Consider the following 12952-nt stretch of genomic DNA (forward strand, 5'->3'; position numbering starts at 1 on the left):
GAAAGGCGGAAGCGCAAATGTACGTAATTGGTACATGCGAACCGTACTTTCCAAATTCGCTTCATATTCGATGTCGACTAAGCTACGTCAGCATACCCATCGTTATCAAAGTCCGCTTTTTGAACTACATTATCGAAGGAGTTGGCATAGTGTTACGAGGCAAGACTATAGTGCTCGGAATTAGTGGAGGCATTGCAGCCTACAAAGGGGCTACCATTTGTAGCAAGCTTGTAGGAGCTGGTGCTAATGTGCATGTTATTATGACAACGTCTGCTACAAAGTTCATTACGCCATTAACATTACAGACACTTTCCAAAAATGAAGTCCATATTGATACATTTGACGAAAATAATCCGCAGGTGGTTAACCATATTAATCTGGCAGATCATGCGGATCTTATCGTTATCGCACCGGCAACAGCGAACATTATTGGTAAATTAGCCAATGGTATCGCAGATGATATGCTAAGTACGACGCTACTTGCAGCAACTTGTCCGATTGTGATCGCTCCTGCAATGAATGTTCATATGTATGAGCATCCTGCTGTCGTTCACAATATGAAGTTGCTTGCAGAGCGTGGGGCAATGTTTATTGATCCAGGTACTGGTCAGCTTGCCTGTGGCTATGTAGCGAAGGGGCGTCTAGCAGAGCCAGAGGAAGTTGTAGACGCTTTAAGTCGATGGTTTAGTAAGCCACAGCTACTACAAGGTCAATCCGTACTCGTTACGGCGGGAGGTACAATCGAACGACTTGATCCAGTTCGGTATTTGACGAATGATTCTTCTGGGAAAATGGGATTTGCTGTTGCTGAAGCAGCTAGAGCATTAGGTGCAGATGTTACGATTGTAGCAGGTAGAACGAGTGCGGCACCGCCTCCCGGTATTCGATTAGTTCGAGTCGAATCAGCAGCGCAAATGCTAGAGGAAGTGTTAGCTCGCTATGAGCAATCTAATATCGTCATCAAATCGGCAGCTGTAGCAGATTATCGTCCCGTACAACGTAATGTACAGAAGATTAAGAAGAGTGGAGATGTGCTACATCTTGAACTAGAGCGTACGACGGATATATTGCAAACGCTAGGTGAGCAGAAGAAATCTCAAATTTTAGTAGGCTTTGCTGCTGAAACTGAGCATGTCGAAAAATATGCATTGGATAAATTAGAACGTAAGCACTGTGATTTTATCGTCGCCAATGATGTTTCCGCTGAGGGAGCAGGATTTAACGGTGATACTAATATTATTACAATCTATAATAAGCAAGGAATTGTGGAGCGACTTCCGTTATTGAGCAAAACTCAAGCTGCGGAAAGACTTATGAATATTGTAGCAGCCCGATTACAACAGATTAAGGATGATAGTCATGATCGCTAATATTATTGTAGATGTGCCGAGCCGACAGACGGATCGGCCTTTTGATTATGAAGTGCCATTTGACATGCAGTCATGGATTGAGGTTGGTAGTCGAGTTGGCGTTCCTTTTGGTAGTCGTGTACTTCAAGGGTTTGTAATCTCACTTTCGACGGACACAGATTATGATCGAAGTAAGCTGAAAAGTGTGTCTCAATTGCTTGATCCTGTTCCGCCATTATTGCCCGATCTTATCGACCTTTCGGAATGGCTTAGTCATAAATATTGTTGTTCTAGAATTGCATCTCTACAAGTGATGCTTCCATCAGCGTTAAAAGGTAAAGAAGAAAAATATATCGGTTTATCTGAATTCTTTGATCAGGCAGAGCACTCAGATAAGCCGTGGTTGCAATACATTGCTGCGGAAGGTGGAGTAGTTACCTTCGATAAATTACTATCCGCTTATCCCGATGCTCATAAACATATTAAAGCAGCATTGCAGCAAAATATATTGTCTGTGCGGGCATCCGTGAAGGATCGCATTGGGATCAAAAAAATATTAACAGTATTGTTACCGGATCAGCTTGATATCGCTAATGAGCAGCTACCTGTACTTATGAAAAAAGCGCGCAAGCAGTATGAGGTTCTTACTTACATGATCGAACATCCTGAACCGATTCCGATGCAACAGTTAGTGGCGGCATTACATACTAGTTCGAGTGTTGTTCACGGCTTAGTAGATAAAGGGTTATTGCTTTTGGAAGAAAGAGAGCAAGGACGCGATCCTTATAAGGATCGTCAGTTTGCAGCTAGCTCAGCATTACCATTGACTTCCTCGCAGCATAGCGTCTATGAACGTATCGTTACGAGCATGATTGCTGAAACAGGACAAACAATGCTTTTGTACGGCGTTACAGGTAGTGGTAAGACAGAGGTATATTTGCAAAGTATTGCACAGTGTCTTCAAATTGGGAAGCAAGCGATTGTACTTGTTCCTGAAATTGCACTTACGCCGCAAATGGTTGAGCGTTTCAAATCTCGCTTTGGTGAGGCTGTTGCTGTGATGCATAGTCGTTTATCTGAAGGAGAGCGTTTTGACGAATGGCGGAAAATTCGTAATGAGCAGGCGCAAGTTGTCGTAGGGGCACGATCCGCTATTTTTGCTCCATTTCAATCGATTGGACTTATCATTATTGATGAAGAGCATGAGTCCTCCTATAAGCAAGAAGACACCCCGAAGTATCACGCAAGGGATGTAGCGGTGAAGCGGGCAAGACAACATGGTGCAGTTGTTGTACTAGGCTCAGCTACGCCATCTATAGAAACGTATGTTGCTGCAAGTCGAATCCCTGCCGATGGCGGCGAAGCTCCAATTCTTCGTTTGCCAGAACGGGTCTCAGGACAAGAGATGCCTAAAGTTGAAATTGTTGATATGCGTGAGGAGCTGCAACGGGGGAATCGCTCGATGTTCAGTGGATCACTTTATGATGCGTTGAAAGAGCGACTAGAAAGACAAGAGCAAACGGTGTTGCTGCTTAACCGAAGAGGTTATTCTACTTTCGTTATGTGTAGATCCTGTGGTCACACGGCAACATGTCCGCATTGTGATATTTCATTAACCTATCATCAGAAAACAAGATCACTTCGTTGTCATTATTGCGGACATACCGAAGCATCACCTAAGCAATGTCCCTCATGCGAATCAGAGCATATTCGCTTTTTCGGCACGGGCACGCAAAAGGTGGAGGAAGAGCTCGCGAAGCTATTTCCAGGTATCCGTGTCATTCGGATGGATGTAGATACAACAACTGAAAAGAATTCACATGAAAAGTTATTGAAAGCATTTGGCGATCGTCAAGCAGATGTGCTGTTAGGAACGCAAATGGTTGCGAAAGGTCTAGATTTCCCTTACGTGACTTTGGTTGGTGTCATCGCCGCTGATACGACGTTGAATTTACCAGATTTTCGTGCAGGAGAGCGAACGTTTCAATTATTAACGCAAGTTGCAGGTAGAGCAGGTCGCCATCATCTAAGCGGAGAAGTCGTTATTCAGACGTATAACCCCGATCATTATGCGATTACTGCAGCGCAATATCATAATTATGAACAATTTATTGAGGAAGAACTGTCATTGCGTGCTATAATGGCATATCCGCCATATTGTAGATTAATACTGATTACAATGTCACATGAACAGCTTCCATTGCTTTCGGATGTAAGTCAGCGGTTTGTGACCGAACTACGAGAGTTAGCGGAATATGAAGGTGTGCTTGTCCCATTACGGAGCCGAATGATGCGTGCGCTTGAAATATTAGGACCTGTTGCGTCACCACTTGCGAGAATCAAGGATCGCTACAGATATCAATGTGTGATAAAATATCGTGGTAGTATTGATGCGGGAAGTCTTGTGCAGCGAGCAATTAGTCCATTTCTTGTAGGAAACTCAAAAAATAAGGTGTTGTTCAGTGTGGATGTCGATCCGCAAGTAATTCTATAAGAGGTATTCAAAAAGCAGATAGTAAACTGTAAAATTAATATTTAGAAGATAAAGTGAGGTCATAGTATGAGTATTCGTCTAATTGTTAAAGAACCAGATTCAGTGTTGCGTGAAGTTGCGAAGGAAGTAACGAAATTCAATGCTAATTTAAAAAAAATATTGAAAGATATGGCTGAAACGATGTACGATGCGGATGGAGTAGGACTTGCAGCGCCGCAAATAGGAATATCGAAACGTGTTATTGTTGTAGATGTTGGTGATGAGAATGGTCTGATTGAAATGGTTAATCCTGTCATTATTGAACGTGATGGTGAACAGCTAGGTCCAGAAGGCTGTTTAAGTATTCCTAATATTAATGGTGAAGTACTTCGTGCTGACCATATTGTTGTTCAAGGTCAAAATAGTGATGGTGAGACATTTACCGTTGAAGCGACAGGGTATTTTTCGCGTGCTTTTCAACATGAAGTTGATCATTTGAATGGTGTATTGTTCACAGATATTGCACTGAATACGTATGATGTTTCTGATCAGGTAAGAAAAGGTGGCGAAAAATAATATGCGTATCGTTTTCATGGGGACACCGACTTTCGCTGTCCCTTCTCTACGTGCATTGATGGAAGCAGGCTATAACGTAGTCGCAGTCGTATCGCAGCCAGATCGCCCGAAAGGTCGCAAGAAAGTACTAACAGCACCACCATTGAAAGAAGCTGCGCTAGAGCTTGGACTGCCGGTCATTCAACCTGAACGTATGCGTAATGAAGAGGCCGTAGCTGAAGTAGCAAGCTATAAGCCAGATCTTATTATTACAGCAGCTTATGGTCAAATTCTACCTAAAGCTGTGCTTGATTTGCCAAAGCATGGTTGCATTAATGTGCATGGCTCTTTACTTCCACGTTATCGTGGAGGTGCTCCAATCCAGCGCTCGATCATTAACGGTGAAGCTGAGACGGGCGTTACGATTATGTATATGGCAGTAGGTCTTGATACTGGCGATATGCTTAGCCGTGTTGCGCTTCCTATAACCGACGAAGATACTTCAGGTACGATGTTTGACAAACTTAGTGTTGCTGGTGCGCAATTGCTCATAGAAACATTACCGCCGCTGCTTGCGGGTGAGCTTCCTGCCGTGGCGCAAAATGAGGATGAAGCTACTTATGCTTCTAATTTGACACGAGAAGATGAACGTATCGATTGGACGCAGTCTGCGAGAGCGATTTTCAATCAAGTGCGTGGCTTGTCACCGATGGCTGGTGCATTCACTTATTTGAATAATGAGCCTTTCAAAATTTGGACATGTAAGCCACTATCTTCACATGCAGATGCAGCAGCTGGCACGATTATTGCTGCTAGTGCTGAAGGCATTGCGGTGCAAACTGGCGATGGGCAATTATTACTTACACAAGTTCAGCCTGCAGGCAAGCGAATGATGGATGTCGCAGATTGGCTGCAAGGTGCTAGAGCAATTATTGGTGTTGAACTCGTTTCAGCCGTACAGGAGTAGACTATGAATAAGAAACCTTCAACAAATAGACAAGCTCCATCTACTAACAAAGCTAAGTCTAGTAATGGAGCTCCAGGAACAAGTCAGGGACAATCTGCGCAACCAAAACCGAAGTCAGCGCGTCTAATCGCTTTAGAGGTGCTAGTTAAAGTAGAGGAAGCGGGAGCTTATAGTAATTTGCAATTGAATAAGACGTTACAAGAACAACAACTATCTCGGCAAGATGCTGCGCTTGCAACGGAAATCGTCTACGGTACGATTAGTCGCAAGCTAACGATCGACTATTGGTTAACGAAGTTTGTTGCTAAAGGCTTGCATAAGCTGCAACCTTGGGTGCATCAATTGTTAAGACTTAGTATGTATCAGCTGGTATGGCTGGATCGTATTCCGCCGCATGCTGTTGTGAACGAAGCGGTTAATATTGCCAAGCGTAAAGGTCATCAAGGAATTTCTAGTATGGTTAATGGTGTATTACGTAGCGCCATTCGTGGCCAAGAGGAACTTGTCATTAGTGGGATCCATTTGCCAAGTAAAGTAGAGATGCTGTCGGTTCGCTATTCATTCCCTGAGTGGCTAGTAAAGCGTTGGCTAGATGAGTATGGCTTTGAGACAACCGAGCAAATTTTAAGTAGCAGCAACGAAGTGCCGCATAGCTCGATTCGAGTCAACACGATGAAAGCATCGGTAGCTGAAGTATTGCAAGCACTTGAATCAGAGGGTCTGAATGCAACGATGTCTCCACTTGCACCAGCGGGCATTAATGTACATCGTGGTGGTCATCTTGCTGGCTTAGCAGGCTTTGCTAGTGGTCAGTGGTCTCTACAAGATGAAAGCTCTATGCTCGTAGCGGAAGTGTTACAGCCTAAGCCAGGGATGGTCGTTCTGGATGCCTGCGCCGCACCAGGCGGGAAAAGTATGCACATCGGGGAATTGATGCAAGGTAAAGGAAAACTTATTTCTAACGATTTGCATGAGCATAAGCGCCAATTAATTGAAGAGCAAGCGAAGCGACTTGGGCTATCACATATTGAGACGATGAGCGGAGATGCGACCTTGCTTGCTGATCGACTGCAGAAACAAAGCTTTGATGCGATCCTACTTGATGCTCCATGCAGTGGGTTTGGCGTTATTCCCCGTAAACCTGAGATTAAGTGGACGAAAGAGAATAGTGATGTCACAGCGATAGCAGCCATTCAAAGTAAACTGCTTGATGCTATGAGTGATCTGGTGAAGCTAGGCGGTACATTGGTATATAGCACATGTACAATCGCCAAGGAAGAGAACGAACTGCAGATTGCTCAGTTTCTTGCTAAACATCCGCAGTATAAGCTAGACGCGCATTGGCCAGAGCCACTATTAGAATCTCTACGAGCGCAACATATTATCGACGATTCATTCGATGGACAATTACAGTTACTACCGCAATATGCCAATAGCGATGGGTTTTTCATTGCTCGTCTCGTTCGTCACCAATAAGCAAAATTAGTTTGTTATAATGGGTGCTAAGGTGACATAACATTGACAGATAGCTCCAAAGCGGCGTTTATGCTAAAATATATTGAAACATGCTTTACTTTCGCTTAGCGAAAGTGAAGTACCTATAAACTATACAGGTGTGATGAGATGAAACCATTTATTTATGACTATAGACATGATGAGTTGCAAGAGTGGCTGAAAGAGATTGGCGAGCCCGTTTTCCGTGCTGATCAAGTATTTGACTGGATTTATGTGAAACGTGTAACAAGCTTTGAACAAATGACGAATTTATCGAAAAGTCTTCGTCAAGCTTTAACGGATAAATTCGAATTCCTAACGTTGACAGAAATTACGAAATTCGAATCCCGCGACGGCACTGTCAAGTTTTTGTTTGGACTACAAGATAATCATGGGATTGAAACAGTTATTATGCGCCATAGCTATGGTAATAGCGTATGTGTAACGACGCAAGTAGGTTGTCGGATTGGCTGTACCTTCTGCGCATCTACACTGGGCGGGTTAAAGCGTAACTTAACAGCTGGAGAAATTGTTGCTCAAGTGGTTACCGCACAAATGATGCTTGATGCTACGGGAGAACGCGTATCCAGCATTGTTATTATGGGTTCTGGTGAACCATTTGAAAACTATGATGCAACTATGACGTTTTTACGTAATATGATTCATGAGAAAGGCCTGAATATTGGTCAACGTCATATTACCGTTTCCACAAGTGGAATTGTGCCAAGTATTTACAAATTCGCTGATGAAAACACGCAAATTAATTTGGCGCTGTCCATTCATGCTCCGAATGATAAGCTACGTTCTAAGCTGATGCCAGTTAACCGTCGCTTCCCATTTGATGATGTTATTGAATCGATTCGTTATTACCAAGCAAAAACAGGCCGTCGTATTTCTTTTGAATATGCGCTTATCGGCGGAGTGAACGATCAAGTGGAACATGCAGAAGAACTAGCTAGTGTAATCAAAGATATGTTATGTCATGTTAACTTAATTCCAGTTAACCACGTACCCGAGCGAGATTATGTGCGTACACCACGTGATGATATTTTTGAATTTGCAAGAGTATTAGAAAAGAATAACATCAATGTTACGATACGTAGAGAGCAAGGTCATGATATTGCAGCAGCTTGCGGTCAATTAAGAGCCAAACATATGGAATCTACGACGAGGTGATTACGTTTGTTAATGGTTAGTCGCAGTGATATTGGTAGAATTCGTCAAGTGAATGAGGATTCTGCGTTAACTGGTAATATTAATGCCCAGCTATCGTTTGCTATTGTAGCAGACGGTATGGGCGGTCATCAGGCTGGTGATGTTGCGAGTCAAATCGCAGTATCAGCCTTTCAGCGCATTCTCGCGCAGCATGAGGAAATAACGAATTGGAGTGCAGAAGACGGGAAACGTCTTATGCGTATTGCTATTCGTCAAGCGAACGATGAAATATTTCAATTAGCGAAACATATGGAACAGTATCACAATATGGGTACTACTATTGTTGCTTCCCTAATCTGGGATCATATGATGATCATTGGGCATGTAGGCGATAGCCGAGCTTATCGTATTAATGAACAAGGCATTGAGCAGCTAACCGCGGATCATTCCTTAGTCAATGCGTTAGTACAATCAGGACAATTAACAGCGGAAGAGGCTGAACATCATCCCCGTAAAAACGTTTTAACACGTGCGATTGGTACTGACGATGATGTCGAGGTAGATGTGCGTATTATGGAATGGAATAGCGCAGATACTTTACTATTATGTAGTGACGGCTTATCTAATCGTGTTAGTGAGTCTCAACTTCAGCAAATCGTAATGAATCAGCAACCACTTGAAATAAGTGCAGATCAATTAATTGCATTAGCCAATGAGGCAGGTGGAGAAGATAACATTACGCTTGTTCTGTATGATCCAAGCGGTCATGCACAAGGAAAGGAGGAGACACTATGATTGGACACGATCTTGCTGGACGCTATGAGATTATTTCCCGTATAGGTGGAGGCGGCATGGCTTTAGTATACAAAGCACATGACGTCCTACTTAATCGGAAAGTAGCGGTTAAAGTATTGCGACAACAATTTGTTCACGATGAAGAGTTTATTCGTCGTTTTCGTCGTGAAGGTCAATCAGCAGCGGCACTTTCTCATCCTAATGTTGTTAGCATATATGACGTTGGTCAAGAAGAAGATATTCACTATATTGTTATGGAATATGTAGAAGGCCATAACTTGAATGAAGTTATTATCGAACGTGCTCCTCTTCAAATTGAAGAAGCAGTACATATCGCCCAGCAAATATGTGAAGCTCTTGATCATGCACATACGAACCATATTATTCACCGCGATATTAAACCGCATAATATTCTTATTGGCAATAACGGTCGAGCGAAAGTGACGGATTTCGGTATCGCTAGAGCGGTAACGTCTTCAACGATTACACATACGGGCTCCGTTGTTGGTTCTGTACATTATTTTTCACCTGAACACGCCAAAGGTGTGAATACAGGTGAAAAATCGGACTTATATTCTTTAGGTATTGTGTTATATCAAATGTTAACGGGAGAACTTCCATTTTTCGGAGAAAGCCCGATAAGCATTGCACTGAAACATTTGCAGGATGATTTTGTGGAACCGAGAGTTGCCAATTCGCATATTCCCCAATCGGTAGAAAATATTATCTTGAAATCGATGAGAAAAAATCCAGACGAACGATATCTTTCGGCAAAGAAAATGATAGAGGATTTGGAAACTTGTCTTCAGCCGCACCGCTTGTACGAACCAAAAATTGTATTTAAGCATGTGGATGAATTGCAGGAAACAAAAGTCATGCCTGCGATTCGATCTTCGCAAATGTTTGATACGAATCCTGCTCGTACGCAGCAGGCGACGGGACCGATTGGTCAGACTACTCGATTTACTGAGACGATGAACACGGTACAACTGGAAGACAACGAATTAGCTACGAAAACTATGAATTGGAAAAAGCCATTAATCGTCGTGCTTGTTACGTTAGTGTTTTTAGCGGCGTTAATATGGGGGTTTTTCAAGTTATTAGATACATTGCAAATGGATGACGTAGATTTACCGTACGTTGTTGGCATGACAGAGGAAAAAGCGCGCGAAGAGATTGCTTTGGTAGGCTTAAGAGTTCACGAACAAGTTACGCGTGAACCAAGTAAAATTGTTCCATTAGGTGTAGTTATGGAGCAATCGAAGATGAGTATGAAGGTGAAAGTCGGCTCGTTTATCGAATTGACGATAAGTAGTGGACCTGAGCTGAAAGAACTGCCTAACTATGTTGGTGGAATGAAAATAGCTACCATTAATGCCTTAGTTGAGCTTGGCATTAAGGAAGCGCAACTCGAATTTATCGAAGTGAACGATGATTCAGAGGTTGGAACTATCTTAGAGCAAACACCAAATTCAGGCTTAGAAATTAATCCTGATGATGTGAAAATTACATTTACAGTGAGTGCTGGCCCAGAGACAGTCGTTATGCCATCTCTAGAGAGCAAAAAATTAGCTGATGCTAAAGATATTTTGAAAGCTTACGGTCTAATACTTGAAGACAGTAATATTAAATATGAGGCTAGTTATTTGTTCGATAAAGACGAGGTTATAAGCCAAGATATCATGCCGAATGAGGAAGTTGTTAAAGGTAGTAAAGTTTTTATTGTTGTAAGTACAGGGCAACCTGCAGATGCCAAAACGTATCAATTTAATGTGCGAATTTCACCTGCTAACAGTGGCACGGCAAGTGAAGTGGAAATTCAATATTCCGATGCTCGTGGTGAAAATGTGGAGCTTGCTCCTATTACCATTACAAGTACGGTTGATATTCCAGTAACGCTTGTGCTTGATCCAGATACGGTTGCGAGAGTATCTGTATATAGAGATGGTGCATTCATGGATACTAAGGATATTAGATATAAAGATATTTCAAAGGGTTCAACAACAGGATTAGAAATTCCCGGCAATGAAATCGTGCCTACGGAAACACCTGCAGATACAGAAACCAATACTAATCCTAATGCTAACCCTAATTCTAATTCCAATGGTAAGCCAGATCATAAAACGGAGGGTAACGACAATAATGAGCAAACCGAGCAATCCACGGAAGCATGGTCAGAAGAATAATGAGACAACTACAGATTCTTCCGCTAGTCTCCAGGGAGTGATCGTTAAAGCGCTAAGTGGTTATTATTACGTTCAACCCAGGCATGATCGAACTCATTCTAGCACGGTACAATGCCGTGCTAGAGGAGTGTTTAAAAACAGAGGCCTTACTCCTTTAGTTGGTGATGATGTTCATTATGTGCTCACGGAAAACGGGGAAGGAACGGTTGTCGAATTACTACCTAGACGTTCAGAATTAATTCGCCCGGCTGTCGTCAATGTTGATCTTGCTATTCTCGTCTTTTCTGTTCATGAACCTGCACTTAATTTGCAATTGTTGGATAAGTTTTTGCTTCATATCGAGCATGCAGGTATTCAGCCTGTTCTTTGCTTAAGTAAGCAAGATTTAACTCATGATGCCAATAGTAAGGAATCATTGCAGGAAGAGGCACTCAAAAGTATCGAGGAAGTCACTCGTATCTACAGTAATTTGGGTTATGAAATTTATGGGACGAGTTCTGTGGAACAAGAAGGCATATCCCCGTTACATGAACGCTTGAAAGGACATGTATCAGTGTTTGCTGGGCAATCAGGAGTGGGGAAATCTTCGCTATTGAATGCGCTCGTTCCAGGTTTAACACTTGAAACCAATGAAATAAGTAATCGGCTTGGTCGTGGTAAACATACGACTCGTCATGTTGAGCTTATCGATATTGGCGGGGGCTATGTCGCAGACACTCCAGGTTTCAGTCAGCTTGATTTTACGGAGCTTGGTATTTCTGATCTTGCCTATGGTTTTATCGAAATGCGTGAGCTTGCTCCAGACTGTAAATTTAGAGGGTGTTCACATGTTCAGGAGCCTGGTTGTGCCGTACTTGAACAACTTGCAGCAGGAAAGATTGAAGCAAGCAGACACGAGCATTATATAACTTTTCTTGCAGAACTCAAAGACCAAAAACGGAGGTACTAACACTCATGACTATTATTGCACCATCGATTTTATCGGCTGATTTTTCACTATTAGGTCAAGAAATTCAATCAATTGAAGCAGCAGGCGCTGATTGGGTTCATATCGATGTAATGGACGGTCACTTTGTGCCTAACCTTACATTTGGCCCTCCAGTTATTGCGGCAGTTCGTTCGAAAACGAAGCTTCCTTTTGATGTTCATCTTATGATTGAACGTCCAGAACAGTATATTGCTGATTACATTGCTGCTGGCGCTGATCGGATTACGGTTCATCTGGAAGCATGTGCTCATCTACATCGAACGATTTATTCTATTAAGGAAAAAGGTCTGCCTGTAGGTGTTGCGCTTAATCCAGCTACGCCTGTTTCTTCGTTAATACCAATTCTTGAAGATATTGATATGGTACTTATCATGACCGTTAATCCTGGATTTGGTGGACAATTGTTTATTCCTTATTCTGTAGCTAAGCTTCGTGAGTTGCGGGCGCTCTTGCAGCAACGTGAGCTATCTCATATCGACGTGCAAGTAGATGGTGGTATTAATGCGCATACAGCGCAGCTTGTGCGTGATGCTGGCGCGAATGTCCTTGTAGCGGGTAATGCTATATTCAACGCTTCTAATCGTGCTGAAGCTATCGCTTCATTACGATAATAGGAGGAATGGATACTGATGAAATTCAACATAAAAACGACGCTTTGGGTTATCCTTTATGCAGTGATGGCTGGCGGAACATTAGCGATATTTTCATCGATAGATTCATTTATTAAGTATCTTTTTTCTTTGTTAACGATTTATATCGGTATTCGCTTTTTCAGACGTTTTGAAACGATTGGTTTACGAATTACATTTGTTCTACTAGCTATTTTCATGTACTTTTTTGGCGTAGTTATGTTTGTCGTCTATCAAAGCCTAACGAATCCTGAATTTTTATCAGGACAGTAATTTAAAAATGGGCGTGAAATAATCTTTCTTTGAAGCATGTGGTGGTATACGTTGCGCTCTTTTTGCATATTATGATTACAAGAGTGGA

At 42.4% G+C, this 12952-nt stretch carries 11 protein-coding genes; all 11 read left to right on the forward strand.

Features of this window, described 5'->3' with window-relative positions:
- Positions 1-149: 149 nt before the first annotated feature.
- The 11 genes from coaBC to AC1TPB_RS06660 all read left to right on the forward strand — a co-directional run bounded on the left by coaBC (position 150) and on the right by AC1TPB_RS06660 (position 12864).
- Positions 150-1370 carry a bifunctional phosphopantothenoylcysteine decarboxylase/phosphopantothenate--cysteine ligase CoaBC gene (coaBC, locus tag AC1TPB_RS06610; protein ID WP_482075763.1) on the forward strand — a complete coding sequence of 407 codons (1221 nt, stop codon included), beginning with the start codon at positions 150-152 and terminating at the stop codon, positions 1368-1370.
- On the forward strand, positions 1360-3843 hold the full coding sequence (priA, locus tag AC1TPB_RS06615; protein ID WP_482075764.1) for a primosomal protein N': 2484 nt from the start codon (positions 1360-1362) through the stop codon (positions 3841-3843). The genes coaBC and priA overlap by 11 nt, the downstream gene beginning before the upstream one ends.
- 66 nt (positions 3844-3909) lie before the next feature.
- A complete protein-coding gene (gene def, locus AC1TPB_RS06620; RefSeq protein ID WP_482075765.1) occupies positions 3910-4398 on the forward strand; it encodes a peptide deformylase in 489 nt (162 codons plus the stop codon).
- Position 4399: 1 nt separating this feature from the next.
- Positions 4400-5344 (forward strand): methionyl-tRNA formyltransferase, encoded by a 945-nt coding sequence (gene fmt, locus AC1TPB_RS06625; RefSeq protein ID WP_482075766.1) that lies wholly within the window; start codon positions 4400-4402, stop codon positions 5342-5344.
- Positions 5345-5347: 3 nt separating this feature from the next.
- Positions 5348-6820, forward strand: a complete 1473-nt coding sequence (rsmB, locus tag AC1TPB_RS06630) for a 16S rRNA (cytosine(967)-C(5))-methyltransferase RsmB (protein WP_482075767.1) — start codon at positions 5348-5350, stop codon at positions 6818-6820.
- Between the two features lie 147 nt (positions 6821-6967).
- Complete coding sequence (gene rlmN, locus AC1TPB_RS06635) at positions 6968-8014, forward strand: dual-specificity RNA methyltransferase RlmN (RefSeq protein WP_482061159.1); 1047 nt, start codon at positions 6968-6970, stop codon at positions 8012-8014.
- A gap of 12 nt (positions 8015-8026) precedes the next feature.
- Positions 8027-8788, forward strand: a complete 762-nt coding sequence (locus tag AC1TPB_RS06640; protein ID WP_482075796.1) for a Stp1/IreP family PP2C-type Ser/Thr phosphatase — start codon at positions 8027-8029, stop codon at positions 8786-8788.
- Positions 8785-10974, forward strand: coding sequence for a Stk1 family PASTA domain-containing Ser/Thr kinase (pknB, locus tag AC1TPB_RS06645; RefSeq protein WP_482075768.1), 2190 nt, complete (start codon positions 8785-8787; stop codon positions 10972-10974). The genes AC1TPB_RS06640 and pknB overlap by 4 nt, the downstream gene beginning before the upstream one ends.
- Complete coding sequence (rsgA, locus tag AC1TPB_RS06650) at positions 10931-11923, forward strand: ribosome small subunit-dependent GTPase A (RefSeq protein ID WP_482061157.1); 993 nt, start codon at positions 10931-10933, stop codon at positions 11921-11923. The genes pknB and rsgA overlap by 44 nt, the downstream gene beginning before the upstream one ends.
- A 5-nt stretch (positions 11924-11928) precedes the next feature.
- Positions 11929-12573, forward strand: a complete 645-nt coding sequence (rpe, locus tag AC1TPB_RS06655; RefSeq protein ID WP_482075769.1) for a ribulose-phosphate 3-epimerase — start codon at positions 11929-11931, stop codon at positions 12571-12573.
- Between the two features lie 18 nt (positions 12574-12591).
- Positions 12592-12864 (forward strand): hypothetical protein, encoded by a 273-nt coding sequence (locus tag AC1TPB_RS06660; RefSeq protein ID WP_482075770.1) that lies wholly within the window; start codon positions 12592-12594, stop codon positions 12862-12864.
- Positions 12865-12952: the final 88 nt, after the last annotated feature.

This window comes from Paenibacillus sp. Y951, assembly GCF_056786395.1.